Genomic DNA, 20257 nt, shown 5'->3' on the forward strand with positions numbered 1-20257 from the left:
GGAACCATGTCCCACATCGATCCGAGCCGACCCGCGCCCGTCCTGCAGCTGGCCGGGGTCTCCCGGGTGCACGGCCGCGGCGCCGCCGAGGTGCACGCCCTGCGCGAGGTCGACCTGACCGTCCACGCCGGCGAGTTCGTCGCCGTGATGGGGCCCTCCGGCTCGGGCAAGTCGACCCTGCTCACCCTGGCCGGCGGGCTGGACCTGCCCAGCGGCGGCGAGGTGCTGGTCGAGGGCGTCACCCTCGGCGGCCTCGGCCGGGGCAAGCTCGCCGACCTGCGGCGGCGCTCCGTCGGCTACGTCTTCCAGGACTACAACCTGATCCCGGCGCTCACCGCCGCCGAGAACATCGCCCTGCCGCGCGAGCTCGACGGCGTCTCCGGACGCACCGCCCGCCGGGAGGCCCTCGCCGCCCTGGAGGAACTGGGCATCGGCGAGCTCGCCGACCGCTTCCCCGACGACATGTCCGGCGGACAGCAGCAGCGCGTCGCCATCGCCCGCGCCCTGATCGGCGAGCGCCGGCTCGTCCTCGCCGACGAACCCACGGGGGCGCTCGACTCCGCCACCGGCGACGCCGTGCTCGCCGTACTGCGCGCCCGCTGCGACGCCGGGGCGGCCGCCATGATGGTCACCCACGAGGCCTCGCACGCCAGTTGGGCCGACCGGGTGGTCCACCTGCGGGACGGCTCGGTCGCCTCCGAGAGCGTCGGACGCCGCTCCGGCAACAGCCGGGCCGCCGTCCACCGCTCCCAGCCCCTCGACGGCTCCACCGCCAACTCCTTCGGCGAGGTGGCCCGATGAGGTTCGGAGCGTGGAAGGTCGCGCTGCGGATGGCCCGGCGCGACGCCCTGCGGGCCAAGGGGCGAAGCGCCCTGATCGTGGCCATGATCGCCCTGCCCGTGCTCGGCGTCACCGGCGCCGACGTGGTCCACCGCAGCGACCAGCTGTCCCCCGCCGAACGGGTCGAGCGGGTGGTGGGCGGCGCGGACGCGCTGGTCACCGCGCTCAGCCCGGGCCAGGCCGTCGAACAGGCCCCGGTCGCCGAGGACGGCGCGTTCGCCGTCCAGCCGCGGCCCGGCCAACAGCCCACGCCCGAGCAGCTCAAGGGCGCGAGCACCGACCCGACCGTCCTGGTCGGCTCGCTGCTGCCGCCCGGCAGCGCGCTCACCCCCGTCCGGACCGGACCGGAGACCGGTGCGAGCTCGCCCGAGGGCCTGGTCCGCACCCTCACCGCCGAGGCCGACCTGGGCGACCCGGTCTGGCGCGGCCGGGCCGACCTGGTCGAGGGCCGCACGCCCGGCGCGCCGCACGAAGTCGCCGTCACCCAGGCCTTCCTGGACAACTCCGGGCTCCGGCTCGGCAGCGACACCACCGTCCAGGGACTGGAGCGGACCACCTTCCGCATCACCGGCCTGGTGGAGCACCCGGACGACCTCAAGCGGGTCGAACTCATCGCCCGCCCGGGCGAGTTGCTCGACCAGCTGGCCGCCGCGGCGGAACCCGGACAGCCCGCCCCCGGGCAGGGCCGCACCAACCGCGGCTCCTGGCTGGTGCACCTCCCGGGCGGGGCCGCCCTCGACTGGGCCACGGTCCAGTCGTTCAACGCCCACGGCTACACCCTCACCGCGCGGGCCGTCGCGCTCGACCCGCCGCCGTACGGCGCCGTCCCCTACTACCGGGACTCCACCGTCTACCGCGACCCCGCCGGCGGCAACAGCACCAAGGTCGTGGTCGCCACCGTCACCGGCATGGGGCTGCTGGAGGTCGCCCTGCTCGCCGGGCCCGCCTTCGCGGTCGGCGCCCGCCGCTCCCGCCGCCAGCTCGCGCTGCTCGGCGCCGCGGGCGGCCGGCGCACCCACATCGGCGCGGTGGTGCTCGGCGGCGGCCTGGTGCTCGGCCTGGCCGGGGCGGTCCTCGGGGTGACCGTCGGCACCGGGCTGGTCGCCGCGCTGCGGTCGGTGATCGAGGAGGTCGGCGGTGCCCGCTTCGGCCACTTCGCCCTCCCCCCGGTGGACCTGCTCGCCATCGCCGGGATCGGTGTGATCACCGCCCTGCTCGCGGCCGCGCTGCCGGCCTGGCAGGCCGCCCGGCGCAGCGTCACCGCCGGCCTCACCGGCCGGGACACCGTCCGGGCGCCCAACCGCCTGGTCACCGTGCTCGGCGTGGCGCTGCTCCTCGGCGGCGGCGCGATCGCGATGTACGGCGCGGGCGCCGTCCAGCACGGCGCGCCCGTGGTCAGCACCTACGACGCCCGCACCCTCACGGTGCTGCTCGGCTCGGTCTTCGCCGAACTCGGACTGCTCGCCTGCACCCCCCTGCTGGTCGCCCTGTTCGGCCGGTTCGCCGGGCGGCTGCCGCTCGGCCCCCGGCTGGCGCTGCGCGACTCCGCCCGCAACCGCTCCCGCACCGCACCGGCCGTCGCCGCGGTGATGGCCGCCGTGGCCGGGGCCGTCGCGATCGGGGTGTACAGCACCAGCACCGACGCCGAGAACCGGCGCGACTACCGGCCGGAGGCCCCGTACGGCGCCGTCCAGCTGATCAGCCACCGGGAGGGCCCGCAGGCCGCCCAGCTGCCGGCCGAGGTGGAGAAGCAGCTGTCCGGGCTCGGCCCGCGCGCCGACGTCGGCCAGGCCGTCTACAAGTTCTGCGACAACTGCTCCAGCACCGTCACCCTCAAGGGCCCGGTGGAGATGCGCCACCTCGCGGCCATCCCGCACCTCGCCACCGGGGACGCCACCCTGCTGCACAACCTCTTCGACGTGCGGGACCGCACGGCCGAACAGGCGCTGGCCGCCGGGAAGCTGCTGGTCTTCGACCGGTCGCTGATCGGCGCCGACGGCAAGGCCGTGCTGCTGCTGCGCGGAGGCGGCGGCGCCCCGCTGCAGCCCGGGCAGGTCCCCAAGCCCGACCTCCAGGAAGTCCCGGTGGACGCGGTGCTGGTCGACAACCCGGACGCCGCCCGCTACGCCCAGGGGCTGATGCCGGCCACCGCGCTGGCCAAGCTCGGCCTCGCCTCGGCGCCCCAGGGCGCGGTCTGGCGCCCGGCCACCCCGCCCGACCGCAAGGCGCAGCAGCGGGCCGCGGCCGCCGCGGCCCGACTGGACCACTACGCCGAGCTGGACGTCGAGCGCGGCTACCAGCCCAAGGGCGACGCGCTCACCCTCGCGCTCAGCGGCTTCGCCGGGCTGGTCGTGCTCGGCGCGGCCGGGATCGCCACCGGGCTCGCGGCCGCCGACTCCCGGCAGGACCAGGCCACCCTGGCCGCGGTCGGCGCACCGCCGCGGATCCGCCGGACCATGGCGGGACTGCAGTGCGCGCTGATCGCCCTGCTCGGGGCGCTGCTCGGGGCGGTGAACGGCTTCGTCCCGGCGGTGGGGCTGTTGAAGTCCCGGGCCAGCGGGTTCGGTTCGAAGGGGATGCTGCTCGCCGCGCCCTGGGGGGAGCTGCTGCTGGTGGTCCTGGTGCTGCCGGTGGTGGCCGGGCTGCTCGCGGCGCTGTTCACCCGCTCCAAGGTGCCGCTGGGGCGGCGGCTGTCCTGAGCCGTCCCGCTCGCTCGCCTGTCCCTACCGCTCCTCTGCTCCTCTGTTCGGGCACGCGTCGGGCACGCCGGACACCTTTCGACCACCGGCCGAGCACGACCTGAGCACCCCCCGGGCACCGCCCGGAATCCGTGGGCGCCCGCCCCCCTCACCAGGGGGCGGGCGCCCGGTGCGTTCCGTAGCATGGGCCGCGTTCCAGCGGGCGAAGGGCGCCGGCGGTCGGTGCGGCGAGGGAGACGAGGGTGGTGCTACGGGGTTTCGGCGATCTCGAGGCCGAGATCATGGACCGGCTGTGGGACTGGGAGCGCCCGGCCACGGTGCGCGAGGTGGTCGACGACCTCCAGCAGCAGCGCCCGGTCGCGTACACCACCGTGACCACCGTCGCCGACATCCTGCACACCAAGGGCTGGCTGCGCCGGGACAAGGTCGGCCGCGCGTGGGTGTACGAGCCGACCTGCACCCGGGAGGCGTACACCGCCCAGCTGATGCACCAGGCGCTGGAGACCACCACGGACCGGGCCGGCGCCCTGCTGCACTTCGTCGACCGGATGAGCGGGGACGAGGCGTCCGCCCTGCTCGCCGCCCTCGAACAGGTGAAGGCCCGGGACGCCGAGTGACGCTCGCCCTGCTCGGCCTCTACCTGGCCGCGACCGGCGTGCTGCTCCCCCGCCGACTGGCCGGCTCGGCCCGGGTCCAGGCCCGGCTCCAGACCCGCCCCCTGCTCGGGGTCGCGCTGTGGCTCGCGCTGATGGCCTCCTTCACGGTCGCCCTGGTGCTCGCGGCGCACCACGCCTTCGAGCCCGCCGCGCACGAGCCGGCCGGGCTGATCGGCCTGTTCCCGCACCTCGAACCGACCGGTCCGGTGCTGCCGCACACCCACGACTGGTGGCTGCTCGCCACTGCCGGGGCCCTGCTCACCGGGCTGCTGGCCGCCGTCGGCGCCCGGACCGGACGGGCCCGGCGGCGGCACCGGGCGGTGCTGGACGTGGTCGCCGTACGGGACCGGCGCTGGGGCGCGCTGGTGCTGGAGCACACCCACCCGACGATCTACTGCCTGCCCGGCCGACGCTCCCGGGTAGTGCTGTCCCGCGGTGCGCTGCGGCTGCTGGACGAGCGGCAGTTGGCCGCGGCCGTCGCCCACGAGCACGGGCACATCCGCGGCCGCCACCACCTCTTCCGCCTGCCCGTCGACACCTTCGCGCTGCTGCTGGGCCCCCTGCCGCTGGCCCGGCTGGGGCGCTCGGAGGTGGCGCTGCTGCTGGAGATGGCAGCCGACGACGCGGCGCTGGCCGAGGTGTCCCGGAGCGAACTGGCCTCGGCGCTCTGCGCGTTGGCGGTCTCGGGGACAACTCCCGGTGGCACCTGGGGAGTCGCCTCCACCGGCGTGCTGGCCCGGGTCCGCCGGCTGGCCCGGCCCGGCAGCGGTCGGCGGCGCCAACTGTCTTGGCGACTCGGGGTGTTGACGCTTCCGGCGGTGCCGGCCCTGCCGTACCTGCTGGCCTGCGCACCGCACCCGTAAGGGGTGCGGCGCGCGGCCGCCTCACCGGTACCGCAGGTACGCCGCCGCCGTCCCCCGGAGCCGGTCGTGCAGGCCGTCGTAGGCGCGGGCGCGGCCCAGGACGCGCTTCGGCAGCTTGGCGACCATCGTGTAGTTGGTGTCGCAGACGTTCGCGGCCGGGGCCAGGCCGGCCTGGCTGACCAGCTGGTAGGCGTCGAGCCGGTCCAGTCCGAGCAGTCCGCCGGTCCAGCCGACCAGGTCGTGCTGGCTGATCCGGAAGGCGTCCTCCAACGGGCGGGCGGAGCCGGTGCTGATCAGGAAGTCGTCGTTCTCCAGCCGGGGCCAGGCCGGGCCGCCGCCCTTGACCAGGTCGACGATCACGGTGGTGCGCATCGCCGCCTCGACGGCCGTGCCGCACACCTCGCCCTCGCCCTGCCGGGCGTGGCCGTCCCCGATGGCGAGCAGGCCGCCCTCGACGTTGACGCCGAAGTAGGCGGTGGTGCCGGCCCGCATCTCGGGGGTGTCCAGGTTGCCGCCGTGGGCGCCAGGGGTGATCGAGGCCAGCACCTCGCCGGCCGCGGGGGCGACGCCGACCGTGCCGTGCATCGGGTCCAGCGGCAGGTCGACCGTGAACTCGCCGGCGCGGGCCCGGAAGCGGCAGAGGCCGGCCGCGACGTCCAGGTCGTAGACCCAGACCCGCTCCTCCAGCGGGGCGTGCAGCATCGCCGTGCTGTGGGTGGCGGTCAGCGCGCCGAAGTGCGGGAAGGTGCTGGAGACGCCGTGCGCCCGGGCCGGGGTGATCTCGACGAAGTGCACCGCGAGCAGGTCGCCGGGTTCGGCGCCGGCCACCGCGATCGGGCCGGTGACGGGGTTGAGGTACGGGAAGACGCAGACCTGGCTGGGCAGGTCGCCGGTGCCGCGCACCTTGCCGCCGAAGCAGTCCTCGGTGGTCAGTTCGACGACGGTGCCGGGCCGGACGGTCACCAGCGGGGCTCGGCCGCCGAAGGTGTAGGCGTAGTCCTCGGGGTTCGGGTCCAGCCGGACGACGGTCTCGGGCAGGCTCACTTGGTCTCCTCGGGAGTGGTTTCCGGAGCGGGCGCGGGGCGGGCGCGGGGCGCGGGGCGGGCGCGGGGCGCGGGGCGCGGGGCGGGCGCGGGGCGCGGGGCGCCACAGCTCAGGTGGAAGATTCGCCCCCTGACTGTCCACCACCCGTCCACCGTAGTCCGCTAGCCTGCCCCTCGCCATCTCAACACACGGACGAACAAGGGGACTTGATGTCAGCCAGTCAGCGCGCGAAGGCCCTCCGCCGGGTCACTCTGCTCGCCGCCACCACCGCCCTCGTCCTCGCCGGCGGCAGCGCCCGGGCCGCGTCCGCTCCGGTGTCCGGCACCCCCGGCGTCGTCGCCGTCGGCTCGGGCCAGGCGCTGCCCTCCGTCAGCCCGGACGGCGCCACGGCCTACGTCGTCACGACCGACTCCGACGGCAACCTCGTGGTGCGGGCGGTGGACACCCGGTCCGGCCAGGTGACCGGCACGGCCCCGCTCGGCGCCGCCCAGGGCTCCCCGCAGTCTGCGCTCAGCCCGGACGGCTCGCGCCTGTACGTGGTGAACGGCCTGCAACTCAGCGTCGTCGCCACCGGCGGCCCGACCGTGCTCGCCACCGTCCCGCTGCCGGACCAGCCGCGCCCGACGGGCTGGTCCCAGGGCCTGGTCAGCGGCCTCGTCGTCGGCCCGGACGGCTCCGAGGTGTACCTCGTCCAGCAAGGCCCGTCGGCCTGGCGGCAGGGCGGGCAGGCCCGGGTGCTCGCCTTCGGCACCGCGCAGCGGCAGTTCGGCCCCACCGTGGGGCTGCCCGCCCTGAACACCGGCGCCCCGGCGCTCCACCCGAACGGCCGGGACCTGTACATCGGGGGCGGCGCCGGGCTGTACCACGTGAGTGCGGCCGGCGGCACGCTGACCTTCGTCCGGACGGTGCCCGGGACGGCCACCAACGGCGACAACGGGCTCGCCTTCACCCGGGACGGCGGCCGGCTCTTCGCGACCGGCCCCAACTCGGGCGGCACGCTCGACCTGATCGACCCCGCCACGGACACCCTGCTCCGGAGCATCCGCACCGTCCCCGTCCGCAGCGACGTCCCGCCGCGGCTGAGCGCCGACGGCAGCCGGTTCTACCTGCTCCAGCAGGACTCCTCCGGCACCACGGCGGTCATCTCCGTCGACACCGCGACCGCCACCGTCGACACCGCCGACTCCCTCGCCCCCCAGGAGTCGGCGCTCGACGGCCTCGCCGTCGGCCCCGACGGCCACACCCTGTACGTCGGCGGCACCAACGACACCGACGCCCAGCTGGAGGTCCTCGGCCTCTGACGGGCCGCCGGGCGCCTCCGGACGAGCTACCGGAACGCCTCCGGACGGGTCGTCGGCGACCCGTCCGGAGGCGTGCGGCGCGCGGAGGCCGTTACGGGCGGAGGCCGTTACGGGCGGACGGCACCCATGTAAGGCATCGCGGAGATCGGCAGGACCTCGACGTTCTTGCCGGTGCGCGGGGCGTGGATCATCTTGCCGTCGCCGATGTAGATCCCGACGTGGTGGATGTCGTTGTAGAAGAACACCAGGTCACCGGGCTGGAGGTTGGCCCGGTCGATCCGCGGGCCGTCGTTCCACTGGTCCTGGGATATCCGGGAGATCCGCACGCCCGCCGCCTTGTACGCCTGGCTGGTCAGGCCGGAGCAGTCGAAGCTGTCCGGGCCGCTCTTGCTCCAGCCGTACGGCTTGCCCAGCTGGGCCTGGGCGAACGCGATGATGGCGGCGGCACGGCCGCTGGCCGGCGGGGCGGGGGTGCTCATGTCCGGGCGGTCGGCGGACCGGGAAGCGCGGTCCGCGGCGGCGGTCTTGGCCGCCTGCTGGGCCTCGGCCTTGGCCTTGTCGGCGGCCTGCTGGGCGTTGACCTTGGCGCGGTCCTCGGCGCTCAGCTTGTTCAGCATGGCCTGGGCCGCGGCGAGCTTGCTCTGGATCTGCTGCTTCCGCGCGCCCAGTTCGGTGCCGACCGAGTCGAGCTGGGCGAGCGTGGCGGTGGCCTCGGCACGGTCCTGGTCGAGCTTGCGCTGCTCGTCCTGGGCCTGCTTGAGCAGGGCCGTCTGGGTGCCGGCGGCCTGGTTCTGCGCCGAGGCGCGCTCCAGGTAGCCGGCCGGGTCGGAGTCGAACATCAGCTGGACGGAGGGGTCGATGCCGCCGTTGCGGTACTGGTCGGCGGCGACGGCACCGAGCCGGGTGCGCAGCTCGTTCATCGACTCCTGGCCGCGGGCGACCTTCTCCTGGATCCGGTTGGCCTCGCCCTGGAGCTTCTGCTGCTTCTCCTGGAAGCCGTTGTACTGCTCGACGGACTGCTCGGCCTCCTCGTTGAGCTTGTCCACCTGCTCCTTGACGGAGGCCAGGCTCGGGGTCGGCTCGGCGTGGGCGGTGCCGGCGGCGAGCACCGCACCGCCGGCCATCGCCGTGGTGAGGACCGCCATGCGGGCCCGGCTCGGGGGGCTGGGCTTACGGCGCTTTCCCATCGAGGTGGCACTCCTTCGGGGGACGGGCGGGGAGGTGCGGTGACGTGCGGTGACACTGGAGGAACGTCCGAGTGGCATTCGCACGTTCATTCGGCCGATCGGGGGGACGACCGGCCGGGACACCCGCAGGGCGCGCCGGGGGACGCGCAGGGGACGGCGAAGGACGGGCGGGGCCGTACGGGGGATGCCGTCCCCACCCGCCTTCTTCGAAGTAACTTAATAGATGAGGGGCTGGGTTCCGCAATCCCCCTGATCCAGGGCACTTCCGGGCGGCCCGCCGACCCTCCGCCGGGCCCCGACCCCCGCCTCGTGGCACTCCCCGCCGGACGGAGTGCTGGCCACGGGCCGAGAGCGCGCCAAATCGAGAACAAGGTCACACTTAACGACCCTCCTTCCGCTCCGCTAACGGGCGCTAACCTGCGGACATGAAGGTCCCGCCCGAAAGGCTCCCCCTCGCCGCCGAGTTCCCGGCCGCGCACCGTGAGCAGTGGCAGCAGCTCGTCGAGGGCGTGCTGCGCAAGTCCGGTGCCCGGCCCGAGGACGGCGCCGCCGCCGAGCAGGCGCTCACCACCGCGCTCCAGGACGGGCTGCGCGCCCGCCCGCTGTACACCGCCGAGAACACCTCGGTCGAGCCCGGCTACCCGGGCTTCCCGCCGTTCGTCCGCGGCGGCCGGCCGCAGGGCTCCGCCGTCGCCGGGTGGGACGTACGGCAGCGGCACGCCGACCCGGACCGCCGGCGCGCCAACGAGGCCGTCCTGGCCGACCTGGAGCACGGCGTCGGCTCGCTCTGGCTGGAGCTCGGCGACGCGGGCCTGCCCGTCGCCGCCCTGCCCGAGGCGCTCGACGGGGTGTACCTGGACCTCGCCGCCGTCGCCCTCGACGCGGGACCGGACTTCACCGAGGCCGCCGAGCGGCTGTTCGGGCTGTACGAGGAGCGCGAGGTCTCCCCCGCCTCCGCCGCCGGCAACCTCGGCGCCGACCCGCTCGGCCTCCAGGCCCGCACCGGCTCCGCCGACCGCACCGACGCCCTGCTCGCCGAGGCCGCCGCGCTCGCCGCCCGCTGCGCCGAGGGCTACCCGAACGTCAGGGCCCTCACCGTGGACGCCCTGCCGTACCACGAGGCCGGCGCCTCCCCCGCCCAGGAGCTGGGCTGCGCGCTCGCCACCGGCGTCGCCTACCTGCGCGCGCTGACCGCGGCCGGCCTCTCCGTCGACGCCGCGCTCGGCCAGCTGGAGTTCCGCTACGCCGCCGACGCCGACCAGTTCCTGACCATCGCCAAGTTCCGCGCCGCGCGCCGCCTCTGGGCCCGCGTCGCCGAGGTGTCCGGCGGCTCCGCCGAGGCCTCGGCGCAGCGCCAGCACGCCGTCACCTCCCGGGTGATGATGACCGCCCGCGACCCGTGGGTGAACATGCTGCGCACCACGGTGGCCTGCCTGGCCGCCGGGGTCGGCGGCGCCGACGCCGTCACCGTGCTGCCCTTCGACAGCGCCCTCGGCCTGCCCGACGCCTTCGCCCGCCGGATCGCCCGCAACACCCAGTCGATCCTGCTGGAGGAGTCCCACCTGTCCCGGGTGATCGACCCGGCCGGCGGCTCCTGGTACGTCGAGCAGCTCGGCGAGGAGCTGGCGCAGGCCGCCTGGGCCTGGTTCCAGGAGATCGAACGGGCGGGCGGCCAGCAGGCCGCGCTGGCGTCCGGGCTGGTCGGCGACCGGATCGCCGCGACCTGGGCGGAGCGGTCCGCGAAGCTCGCCAAGCGGCGCGAACCCGTCACCGGTGTCAGCGAGTTCCCGCACCTGGACGAGCAGCCGCTGGTCCGCGAACCGGCTCCGGCCGGGCACACCGCCGGCCTGCCGCGGGTGCGCCGCGCCGAGGCGTACGAGGCGCTGCGGGACCGCTCGGACGCCCACCTGGCGACCACCGGCGCCCGTCCGGCGCTGTTCCTGGCCTCGATCGGCACCGCCTCCGCGCACACCGGGCGCACCACCTTCGCCGCCAACCTGTTCCAGGCCGGCGGCATCGCGACGGCGTCCACCGAGGGCGTCGACCCGGCCGCGTTCGCCGCGGCGTTCCGCGAGTCCGGTGCCTCCGTCGCCTGCCTGTGCTCCAGCGACGCCCTGTACGGCGAGCACGCCGCGGCCGTCGCCGTAGCCTTGAAGGAGGCGGGCGCCCAGCGCGTGCTGCTGGCCGGCCGCCCGGCCGAAGTACCCGCCGGAGTGGACGAGTTCATCTACGCGGGCGGGGACGCGATCGCCGTCCTCACCTCCCTGCTGGACCTCATTGGAGTGGCGCGATGATCCCCGACTTCACCGGAATCGGGCTGGACGACTCCTCCGCCGGTTCCTCTGCCGGCTCGGCTGCCGGAGAGGTCACCGACGCCCAGTGGCAGGCCGCCTGGCAGCGGTCCACCGGCAAGGCCCCCGACGAGCTGGTCTGGGACACCCCCGAGGGCATCGGCGTCAAGCCGCTGTACACCGCGGCCGACCTCGACGGCGTGGACTTCCTGGAGACGTACCCCGGCATCGCCCCGTACCTGCGCGGGCCGTACCCGACCATGTACGTCAACCAGCCGTGGACCGTCCGCCAGTACGCGGGCTTCTCCACCGCCGAGGAGTCCAACGCCTTCTACCGCCGCAACCTCGCGGCCGGCCAGAAGGGCCTCTCGGTCGCCTTCGACCTGCCGACCCACCGCGGCTACGACAGCGACCACCCGCGCGTCACCGGCGACGTCGGCATGGCGGGCGTCGCCATCGACTCGATCTACGACATGCGCCAGCTGTTCGACGGCATCCCGCTGGACAAGATGTCGGTGTCGATGACCATGAACGGCGCGGTGCTGCCCGTCCTCGCGCTGTACATCGTCGCGGCCGAGGAGCAGGGGGTGCCGCCGGAGAAGCTCGCCGGGACCATCCAGAACGACATCCTCAAGGAGTTCATGGTCCGCAACACCTACATCTACCCGCCGCAGCCGTCGATGCGGATCATCTCGGACATCTTCGCGTACACCTCGCAGAAGATGCCCCGGTACAACTCGATCTCCATCTCCGGCTACCACATCCAGGAGGCCGGGGCCACCGCCGACCTGGAGCTCGCCTACACCCTGGCCGACGGGGTCGAGTACCTGCGCGCGGGCCTGGACGTGGGCCTGGACGTGGACGCCTTCGCGCCGCGGCTGTCGTTCTTCTGGGCGATCGGCATGAACTTCTTCATGGAGGTCGCCAAGCTGCGCGCGGCCCGGCTGCTGTGGGCCAAGCTGGTCAAGCAGTTCGACCCGAAGAACCCCAAGTCCCTCTCGCTGCGCACCCATTCGCAGACCTCCGGCTGGTCGCTGACCGCCCAGGACGTGTTCAACAACGTGACGCGCACGTGCGTCGAGGCGATGGCCGCCACCCAGGGCCACACCCAGTCGCTGCACACCAACGCCCTCGACGAGGCGCTCGCCCTGCCGACGGACTTCTCCGCCCGGATCGCCCGCAACACCCAGCTGCTGCTCCAGCAGGAGTCCGGCACCTGCCGGGTCATCGACCCGTGGGGCGGCTCCGCGTACGTCGAGAAGCTGACGCAGGACCTCGCCGCCCGGGCCTGGCAGCACATCCAGGAGGTCGAGGCGGCCGGCGGCATGGCCAAGGCCATCGACGCGGGCATCCCCAAGATGCGCGTCGAGGAGGCCGCCGCCCGCACCCAGGCCCGGATCGACTCCGGCCGCCAGCCCGTGATCGGCGTCAACAAGTACCGGGTCGAGAACGACGAGCAGATCGACGTCCTCAAGGTCGACAACTCGGCGGTGCGGGCCCGGCAGATCGAGAAGCTGCGCCGGCTGCGCGAGGAGCGCGACGAGGCGCAGTGCCAGGACGCCCTGCGCGCGCTGACGGCGGCCGCCGAGGCCGGCCCGCAGCGCGGCGGCTCGCTGGACGGCAACCTGCTGCACCTGGCCGTCAACGCGGCCCGGGCGAAGGCGACGGTCGGCGAGATCTCGGACGCCCTGGAGAAGGTGTACGGCCGCCACTCCGGCCAGATCCGTACCATTTCCGGTGTGTACCGAGACGAAGCGGGCCCGTCGGCGCCCCTCCAGCGCACCCGCGACCTGGTCGAGCGGTTCGAGCAGGCCGAAGGCCGTCGCCCGCGCATCCTGGTCGCCAAGATGGGCCAGGACGGCCACGACCGCGGCCAGAAGGTGATCGCCACCGCCTTCGCCGACCTCGGCTTCACCGTCGACGTCGGCCCGCTGTTCCAGACCCCGGCCGAGGTCGCCCGCCAGGCCGTCGAGGCGGACGTCCACATCGTCGGCGTCTCCTCGCTGGCCGCCGGGCACCTCACCCTGGTCCCCGCGCTGCGCGCCGAACTGGCCGCGGCCGGGCGGGAGGACATCACCATCGTGGTCGGCGGCGTCATCCCGCCGCAGGACTTCCAGGCCCTGTACGAGGCGGGCGCGGCGGCGGTCTTCGGCCCGGGCACGGTGATCCCGGACGCGGCCTTCGACCTGCTGACCGCCCTGGCCGTCGAACTCGGCCACGAGCTGTGAGCCGCTGAGTCCGATGCCACCGAGGACGATCGACCTCGACGCCTACGTGACGGGCGTCCTGGACGGCTCGCGCGCCTGGATCGCGCGCGCCGTCACCCTCGTCGAATCCACCCGCCCCGACCACCGCGCGCTCGCGCAGCAGCTGCTCCAGCGGCTGCTGCCGCACGCGGGCGGGGCGGTGCGGGTCGGCATCACCGGGGTGCCCGGTGTCGGCAAATCGACCTTCATCGACTCCTTCGGGACGATGCTCACCAGACTCGGCCACCGGGTCGCCGTACTCGCCGTCGACCCGACGTCGAGCCGCACCGGCGGGTCCATCCTGGGCGACAAGACCCGGATGGAGCGGCTCGCGGTGGACCCGGCCGCCTTCGTGCGGCCGTCGCCGACCTCGGGGACGCTGGGCGGCGTCGCCAAGGCCACCCGCGAGTCGATGGTCGTGATGGAGGCGGCGGGCTACGACGTCGTCCTCATCGAGACGGTGGGGGTCGGGCAGTCGGAGACGACGGTGGCCGGGATGGTGGACACCTTCCTGCTGCTGTCACTGGCCCGGACCGGCGACCAGCTGCAGGGCATCAAGAAGGGCGTGCTGGAGCTCGCGGACGTCATCGCCGTCAACAAGGCGGACGGCCCGCACGAGCGCGACGCCCGCGCCGCTGCGCGCGAACTCGCGGGCGCACTACGGCTGTTGCAGGCACCGGACGCGGCGTGGACGCCGCCGGTGCTGACCTGCAGCGGGCTCGACGGGGCGGGCCTGGACGTCCTGTGGGAGCGGTTGCAGCAGCACCGTAAGATCCTGGACGCGACGGGCGGGCTGGCGGCGAAGCGGCGGGAACAGCAGGTCGAGTGGACGTGGTCGATGGTCCACGACCAGCTGTACGCGCGGCTGCACGAACACCCGGAGGTACGGCGGCTCACCCCGGACCTGGAGGCCCAGGTCCGGGCCGGTACGCTGCCGGCGGGGCTGGCCGCGCAACGGATCCTGGACAGCTTCTTCGGTACTGCTTGAGGGAGTTGAGAGGCATCGCCACCATCGTCGAGGACGTCGTGATCGAGGCCGACGCCGAACACGTCTGGGACGCCGTACGGGACGTAGGCGCCGTGCACGAGCGCCTCATCCCGGGCTACGTCCTCGACACCCGGATGGACGGTGACGTCCGGTACCTGACCATGCCCGGCGGTGCGGTGATCCGGGAGCTGATCGTCAGCGTGGACGACGGCCTGCGGAGGCTGGCCTACTCCACCGTCGAGGGATTCAAGCTCCCGCTGACCCACCACCACGCCTCCTTCCAGGTACTCCCGGTGGCCGACGGCCGCTGCCGCCTGCTGTGGACGACGGACGTGCTCCCTCACGAGATGGCCGAACAAGTCCGTCTGCGGGTCAGCCGCGGCGCCCAGGTCATGAAGGCGACCTTGGAAGCCGGCTGACGGTCACACCTGGCTACGCAGCAGGAAGGAGCCAGCTCGGCCCGCCCGGGTCGCCGATCCAGACCCGCTGGCTGTCCGGCGTCACGGTGATGCCGTACCGGTCGCGACCCGGTCGGTCCTGCTCGACCCAGACCGCGTAGGCCTCTTCCACCGTGTCCCACAGCCGTCGCGGGCCGCACTGCCGGACCGTGCCCGCCTCGACACGGGCCCAGGAGCCGTCGTCGGCCCACAACTGGCATGCGGTGATGTGCTGTTGGCTGTCGCACTCGGTGGACTGCCCCGAGCCCGGGAGAACGATCGACAGCAGGTGCCGGAACGAGTCGTTCCCGATGGCACCCGGATCTACGTCGGCCGCCCGGCCGGTGGTGCCGGCCGGAGTTCCGGGGTAGGCGGGAGTGCCGCTGGCCCCCTCCTCGCGAACCGTCATGAAGTACGAGGCGAACGGCAGGAACCGACCCGAGGCGCCCCCTCCCTCGCCGACGACCAGGCGGACGGTTCCCCACCCGATCGGCGCGACGATGACCCCGCCGGGCCGGACCTGTCGCAGCCACGCCGCCGGGATGGACGCGAACCCACAGGTGGCGATCAACCGGTCACACATCTCCCCGCCGGGGTGCCCGGCCCTGCCGTCCCCCGCGTACACGGTGACGGGGTAGCCGCACTCCTCCAACCGCTCCCTGGCGAGTCCGGCCAGGGAGCGGTCCACCTCGATCCCCGAGACGTTTCGGGGGCCGAGGCGCTCGGCGAGCAGTGCGAGGTTGTAGCCCGTTCCTGCCGCGACCTCGAACACCCGGTTGCCGTCGTGCACATCCAGCGCGTGCAGCATGTCGAGCATCAGGGCGGGCGCGGTGGAGGAGGAGGTGGCTGCCCCGCCGGTGAGTTGAGTGACCAGGACGTCGTCGGCGTAGACGAGGTCGAGCCAGTCCCGGTCGGCGGGACTGACCCGACGATCGGGACCCTGCCAGAACTCGGGAACGAACGCATGGCGGGGCACACGTTCGAAGACCTCACGCCAGCGCGGATCCGGAAGGTGCCCCGCGGCGGCGAGTCGGCGAGCGAGCCGACGCCGCAGCTCGGCGGCCCGGTCGGTGTCCGTGACGGTCAAGGTGTTCCTCCCGCAAGAAGGTCGGCGGCCCACTCCCCCGGCAATCGAAGGAGCCCCGAGGGTTGTCGCCGCACGGCGCCCCGAATCGATGATCACCGCTTGCGGCGGCCCGCCACGAACCCTGCCACAACGACGGCGGAGAAGAGCGACCACCACACGAGACGCACCAGACAGAAGCGCCCGGGCATCACGCCACCTCGCGGAGCGAGCGGAGGTCGTTCGCCGTGCCCCACCCGTGCGTGGGACACGGCGCTTCGGCATCCTCCTGGTACTCGAACCACACCACCTTGCCCCGCTCCGCCGGGCGCCACCCCCACGCGTGGGCGAGAGCCTGGACGAGCAACAACCCACGCCCGGTGGTCGCTTCGGGATCCCGCTCCCGATACGGAAGCTCCGTACCCCGATCGGCAACCTCCACCCGCACCCGCCCACTACGCCGGTAGACGGACACGACACACCGCTCCCCCGTGTGCAGAAGCGCATTCGCGATGACCTCGCTCGCACACAACTCCACCTCCTGGAACCCGTCTTCGGTCAACAGCACCGCCCACTCACGCAGGATCGCCCCCACCAGCCGCCGAGCCGCCGGCACGGCCTCGGCCCCCGGCGGCACACCCCACTCCAGAGGCACCGGGAACCGGGCGGTGTTGAGTGGGCTGACGATCAGATCCGACGCCATTGCTCCTCCATCCCTGCGAGTGGACGAATGGCCGAAGTCGACACCCGGCTCAACCCGCAAGCAGTGACCGTCACAGTCAGACGGCAGCGAAAGGGGATCCATGCGTAGCTCTCCGCCACGCTGGCAACACTGAAAGTAGTCGCAGAGTTTCTGCGAGTCAAGAAGCTCTGCCACTCGCAGTTCTTCACCGAGTCATGCAAGACTCAACCAACCAGGAAGGGGAGAACCATGGGATTCGGTCTTGTCGTTCGCTTCGTCGCCCACGACGCAACTGCCGCTCAAGCCTTCGATGTTCTGGCAGAGGATGCGCTCAACGGCATCCGCGTGAAGGAACCCGGCACTCTCGTCTACGTCAACCACGCCGTGGCGGACGAACCGTGCGTCCGGGTCTTCTACGAGCTGTACGCGGACCGCGAAGCTTTCGAGGAGCACGAGCGCCAGCCTCATGTCCGCCGGTTCCTAGCCGAACGCGGCCAGTACCTCGACTCCTTCGAGGTCACGTTCCTGGATGAGATCTCCGGCAAGGGCGGCTCTGCCGCCCAGGCCCTCCAGTGAGCCCAGAGGAACGGCGGGCCTTCGGCGCTCGGGTCGCTCAGCTCCGAAAGAGCCGCGGTATGAGGCAGGATGAACTTGCCGCGGCCATCAACCGGACCGCCAGCTGGGTGTCACAGGTCGAACGGGGCGTCCAGCCGGTTGTCCGCCTAGATGTTCTCCAACTGCTGGCGAACGGCCTCGGCGTTTCCGTTCAAACCCTGCGACCTGATGCTCCGTCTCCCGCTGTCACGACACCCGCAACCTCGGATCAGCCCAACGACCTCGACCTGGCCCGGCTGTCGCTCTCGGGGCATCCAGCTCTCGATGGGTTGCTCGCCGATCAGGACCTAATGGTCACCGATGATCCTGCCGAACTGGCCAACGCCGTCGAACGGCTGTGGCAACTGACCCACAGCAATCAGTTCGCCGAACTGAGTACTGCCATCGCCGACGTTCTGCCAAGGTTGGAGCGAGCTGCACGGACCGCTGACACGGACGATCGCGGCAAGGTCCACCTGCTTCTCAGCCAGGCTTACCAGGCACTCGCAGCTGCCTTTGTTCGGCAGGATGAAGCCGATGCGGCCTGGGTTGCCGCCGATCGCTCCATTCGAGCCGCCGAGCAGTCCGGCCAGCCACTGCACGTGTTCGCTGGCATCTTCCGGATGGCTCATGCGTTCGTCCGGCTACAGCGGCTGGACCAGGCAGAACACGTGGCGCAGAGTGCAGTCTCCGCCCTGCGAGTGCACACCTCGACCAGCAACCGGTCGCCGGAAGCACTGTCAGTCCTCGGATCGCTCCACCTGGTTCTCGCGTTGACCGCCGCTCGCGCCGGTCAACGCGAGCAGGCCCGGAAAGAAATCGGCTGCGCCCGAGACATAGCCGCACAGCTCGGAGCGGACCGAAACGACTTCAATCTGGAGTTCGGCCCGACGAATGTCGAGATTCAAGCGGTCTCCACCGCCCTCGAACTCGGCGATGCGGGCGAGGCCCTGGAACTGGGCCAACGGATCGATGCCGCGCAGCTCTCGCCCGAGCGAAGGTCCCGGCTCCTCATCGACCTCGGACGAGCTCACGCTCAACGACGAAATCTCGGGGAAGCTCTCGATTGCCTCCTTCGCGCCGAGGAAGTGGCGCCGGAGAGCGTCCGAACCCACGTAGCGGCCCGGACGGCGATCCGTGAACTCATCCTCATCGCCGGCCGTGGCGCACCAGCGGAACTGGTGAAACTCGCCAAGCGCGCAAATGCCACAGGGTGACCTCGGTTACCGGGCTCGGGGATAGGGTCGCCGCCGCCCTCTCGTGGAGGGCGGCGGCGCACTGGCGTAACCAAACGGGCTCCGTCCCTCCTGCAGTTGGTCTCCCGCATGTCACCGATGAGGCAATGCCGGGCGGACTGCCGCAACCGCGTCGGTGTACAGCTCGGTGGTCAAGTCATCTTCCTCGATTCCGAGTTCAGCCAACACGGCACGAATCGCGGAAACAGAACTGCCGGGCCTGATGACCCCCGAACTGGTGAACCTCCTCGCGCCGGGATCGACCCCGCACGCCACCGCGTTCCAGGTCATCGGAGCGTGCCCGGCACTGGACGTCGTCCTCACCTCGACCAGCACCCGCCGGCACTGGGACGATGCGAGAGCGGCGCTCGCCGAACCGATCCCCGACAAGCGACTCAGGACGGTGCTCGATGTCCTTTCAGCCGGATGACGACACCCGGCGCAACCTGATGGCAGCGCACGAAAAGGCGGCGGCCTTCCTCGGCCTCGTGTGCACCGGACCGGCGGTCTTCGGCACCTCCGGAACCACCATCGGCCGGCGAGCCGAGAGTGTCTGGCTCCGGGTCTCCAGAAACAGCCGTCACCGGGCGCCCCGGCCGACCGGTCAGGGAGCCCTCGGCGCGAAACAGCTCATCCCCGCCTCCGTCCCGCGACCCCGGCTCCACAACACCGCGGACTGGACCGAGACCGGCTGGTTCTACCAGGCCGACGTCTTCGACCTGGTAGGTCCCGCGGTCTCCTCCACGCCGGATCTTCGCGACGATCCTGGCCTGGACGACGGCTGGTGGAGCGCACTGAAGGACGCGCTGGCCGGCATCGCGGAAGCACCCAGTGCGAAGATCACTCTGCGCCGGACGTGGGTCGAACAGGTCTTCCCGAAGTACCTCGGCATCCCGGCCCCGGCCGAAGTCGAGCGGACCACCGGGCACGGTGACCTCCAGTGGGCCAACCTGACCACCGGGCCGCTCAAGATCCTCGACTGGGAACGCTGGGGCCTGGTGCCGATCGGCTACGACCCCGCAGTCCTGTGGGTCAGCAGCCTCCTCGTGCCCGAGGTCGCGGACCGCGTCCGCACGGAGTTCGCCGACATCCTCGACACTCCTGCCGGACGTGTCGGTCAGCTGATCGCTCTCGCAGAGATGCTCCAGGCTGTTGATCGGGGGTACTACCCAGAACTTGCCCCTCTCCTCGCTGACCGGGCATGTGGGCTGACTGGGGTTACCCCGCCGCAGGTCACGGACCCCGACCTCGTCAGGTGGACCATGGACCAGCAACAGAGTTGACGAACAGGGAAGGAGCGCACATGGACTCCATCGCGCGCCCTCCGGGCGGTCACGACGCCGAGGACATCGCAAGCGCGAAGGAGCGAGGCTGGCGAGATCTGGCGCCGATCGACGATGCCTACCAGGCGGGCGAGATCACGGTCGCCGAGTGGCACGCGGCTACGGCGGCACGGCCGACGTCGTCGCCTACGCACGGCACCGGAGCGTGCCGGTCGTCGTGCTCTGGCCACAGGGAGCACGGCGATGAGCCAGCGGGCCCGCTGAACCGTCCGGATCACACCGGTCGCGCCGCCGCGACCGCATCGGTGTACAGGTCCGTGGTCAAGTCGCTCTCTCCGATCCCCAGTTCCGCAAGTACGGCGCGGACGAAAGCGAGTGCCGACCCTAGCTCGTGCTCCGTTGCCGCCATCGTCTCGACCTCGATGAACGTGGCGTCGTCCAGCTCGGGAACGCGCACGAGCGTGACCAGCACCCGCCGGCCATCGCGCTCGAACCCGTAGTTACGGCATCGCTTCTCGAACGCGATGCGCGGAACGAAACCCAAGCCCCGGACGATCTCGTGCGCGGCAGCGACATCCTCGACCCTGGTCTCGGCCTCCGGCTTCGAGCCGGAGGCCTCGTCCACCCGCGCGCCCTTGTAGGTCAGAACGCTCCGCGTGCCATCCGGGCCGTGCACGGTGCGGATCCGCAACTCCCGGTCGGCACCCATCAGGCTGCCGTCCGGCGCGTCGTAGTACGTGTCGCGGTAGACCTCGGCCCGGCCGGCGCCGCACCGCGCCTCCAGCTGCTTGAGCACGCCTTCCGGGTCGCGCACGACCGCCTTGAGCTCAGCCTCGATCGCCATCCTG

18 protein-coding genes are annotated in these 20257 nt (G+C 72.7%); 13 read left to right on the forward strand and 5 right to left on the reverse strand.

Translation table 11 applies throughout. The annotated features are described in order from the left end of the window. Window positions 1-6 precede the first annotated feature (6 nt). The 4 genes from ACFY2K_RS10055 to ACFY2K_RS10070 all read left to right on the forward strand — a co-directional run bounded on the left by ACFY2K_RS10055 (window position 7) and on the right by ACFY2K_RS10070 (window position 5058). Window positions 7-801, forward strand: coding sequence for an ABC transporter ATP-binding protein (locus ACFY2K_RS10055; protein ID WP_387710589.1), 795 nt, complete (start codon window positions 7-9; stop codon window positions 799-801). After that, window positions 798-3539, forward strand: a complete 2742-nt coding sequence (locus ACFY2K_RS10060) for an FtsX-like permease family protein (RefSeq protein WP_387710591.1) — start codon at window positions 798-800, stop codon at window positions 3537-3539. The genes ACFY2K_RS10055 and ACFY2K_RS10060 overlap by 4 nt, the downstream gene beginning before the upstream one ends. Before the next feature lie 281 nt (window positions 3540-3820). Then, the gene (locus ACFY2K_RS10065; protein WP_375884025.1) at window positions 3821-4156 is read left to right on the forward strand and encodes a BlaI/MecI/CopY family transcriptional regulator; all 336 of its coding nucleotides are present in this window, start codon (window positions 3821-3823) and stop codon (window positions 4154-4156) included. Continuing rightward, on the forward strand, window positions 4153-5058 hold the full coding sequence (locus ACFY2K_RS10070; RefSeq protein ID WP_387710593.1) for a M56 family metallopeptidase: 906 nt from the start codon (window positions 4153-4155) through the stop codon (window positions 5056-5058). Before ACFY2K_RS10065 ends, ACFY2K_RS10070 begins: the two co-directional genes overlap by 4 nt. Before the next feature lie 21 nt (window positions 5059-5079). On the opposite strand, the gene ACFY2K_RS10075 is transcribed toward ACFY2K_RS10070, so the two are convergent. Beyond that, window positions 5080-6102, reverse strand: coding sequence for an acetamidase/formamidase family protein (locus ACFY2K_RS10075; protein ID WP_387710595.1), 1023 nt, complete (start codon window positions 6100-6102; stop codon window positions 5080-5082). A gap of 209 nt (window positions 6103-6311) precedes the next feature. Between ACFY2K_RS10075 and ACFY2K_RS10080 the strand changes: the two genes are divergently transcribed. Next, window positions 6312-7403, forward strand: a complete 1092-nt coding sequence (locus ACFY2K_RS10080) for a hypothetical protein (RefSeq protein WP_380587949.1) — start codon at window positions 6312-6314, stop codon at window positions 7401-7403. A gap of 107 nt (window positions 7404-7510) precedes the next feature. Here the strand turns inward: ACFY2K_RS10080 and ACFY2K_RS10085 are convergent, their stop codons facing one another. After that, window positions 7511-8590: an NlpC/P60 family protein gene (locus ACFY2K_RS10085; protein ID WP_380587952.1), complete on the reverse strand. Its 1080-nt coding sequence runs from the start codon at window positions 8588-8590 to the stop codon at window positions 7511-7513. Window positions 8591-9015: 425 nt separating this feature from the next. Here ACFY2K_RS10085 and ACFY2K_RS10090 point away from each other — a divergent pair, with 425 nt between their 5' ends. Genes ACFY2K_RS10090 through ACFY2K_RS10105 form a run of 4 tightly spaced genes read left to right on the forward strand, consistent with a single transcriptional unit; the run spans window position 9016 to window position 14534 of the window. Further along, window positions 9016-10884, forward strand: a complete 1869-nt coding sequence (locus ACFY2K_RS10090) for a methylmalonyl-CoA mutase family protein (protein WP_387710597.1) — start codon at window positions 9016-9018, stop codon at window positions 10882-10884. Continuing rightward, a complete protein-coding gene (gene scpA, locus ACFY2K_RS10095; protein ID WP_380587958.1) occupies window positions 10881-13109 on the forward strand; it encodes a methylmalonyl-CoA mutase in 2229 nt (742 codons plus the stop codon). Before ACFY2K_RS10090 ends, scpA begins: the two co-directional genes overlap by 4 nt. A gap of 13 nt (window positions 13110-13122) precedes the next feature. Then, complete coding sequence (gene meaB, locus ACFY2K_RS10100; protein WP_387710600.1) at window positions 13123-14115, forward strand: methylmalonyl Co-A mutase-associated GTPase MeaB; 993 nt, start codon at window positions 13123-13125, stop codon at window positions 14113-14115. 5 nt (window positions 14116-14120) lie between these two features. After that, entirely contained in the window at window positions 14121-14534 is a 414-nt protein-coding gene (locus ACFY2K_RS10105; RefSeq protein WP_387710602.1) for an SRPBCC family protein, read from the forward strand. A 13-nt stretch (window positions 14535-14547) separates the two neighbouring features. Here the strand turns inward: ACFY2K_RS10105 and ACFY2K_RS10110 are convergent, their stop codons facing one another. Both ACFY2K_RS10110 and ACFY2K_RS10115 read right to left on the reverse strand, forming a co-directional pair. After that, window positions 14548-15639, reverse strand: a complete 1092-nt coding sequence (locus ACFY2K_RS10110) for a methyltransferase domain-containing protein (RefSeq protein ID WP_380639209.1) — start codon at window positions 15637-15639, stop codon at window positions 14548-14550. 187 nt (window positions 15640-15826) lie between these two features. Then, the gene (locus ACFY2K_RS10115; RefSeq protein WP_387710604.1) at window positions 15827-16318 is read right to left on the reverse strand and encodes an ATP-binding protein; all 492 of its coding nucleotides are present in this window, start codon (window positions 16316-16318) and stop codon (window positions 15827-15829) included. Window positions 16319-16546: 228 nt separating this feature from the next. Here ACFY2K_RS10115 and ACFY2K_RS10120 point away from each other — a divergent pair, with 228 nt between their 5' ends. The 4 genes from ACFY2K_RS10120 to ACFY2K_RS10135 all read left to right on the forward strand — a co-directional run bounded on the left by ACFY2K_RS10120 (window position 16547) and on the right by ACFY2K_RS10135 (window position 19409). Then, entirely contained in the window at window positions 16547-16873 is a 327-nt protein-coding gene (locus tag ACFY2K_RS10120; protein ID WP_387710606.1) for a putative quinol monooxygenase, read from the forward strand. After that, window positions 16870-18108, forward strand: a complete 1239-nt coding sequence (locus ACFY2K_RS10125) for a helix-turn-helix domain-containing protein (RefSeq protein ID WP_380639207.1) — start codon at window positions 16870-16872, stop codon at window positions 18106-18108. The genes ACFY2K_RS10120 and ACFY2K_RS10125 overlap by 4 nt, the downstream gene beginning before the upstream one ends. Window positions 18109-18349: 241 nt before the next feature. After that, window positions 18350-18556 carry a hypothetical protein gene (locus ACFY2K_RS10130; RefSeq protein ID WP_380521477.1) on the forward strand — a complete coding sequence of 69 codons (207 nt, stop codon included), beginning with the start codon at window positions 18350-18352 and terminating at the stop codon, window positions 18554-18556. Beyond that, window positions 18537-19409, forward strand: a complete 873-nt coding sequence (locus ACFY2K_RS10135) for a hypothetical protein (RefSeq protein ID WP_387710609.1) — start codon at window positions 18537-18539, stop codon at window positions 19407-19409. The genes ACFY2K_RS10130 and ACFY2K_RS10135 overlap by 20 nt, the downstream gene beginning before the upstream one ends. A gap of 274 nt (window positions 19410-19683) precedes the next feature. Here the strand turns inward: ACFY2K_RS10135 and cyaB are convergent, their stop codons facing one another. Further along, a complete protein-coding gene (gene cyaB / locus ACFY2K_RS10140; protein ID WP_387710611.1) occupies window positions 19684-20253 on the reverse strand; it encodes a class IV adenylate cyclase in 570 nt (189 codons plus the stop codon). Window positions 20254-20257: the final 4 nt, after the last annotated feature.

Source organism: Kitasatospora sp. NPDC001309 (assembly GCF_042896295.1).
Lineage (GTDB): Bacteria > Actinomycetota > Actinomycetes > Streptomycetales > Streptomycetaceae > Kitasatospora.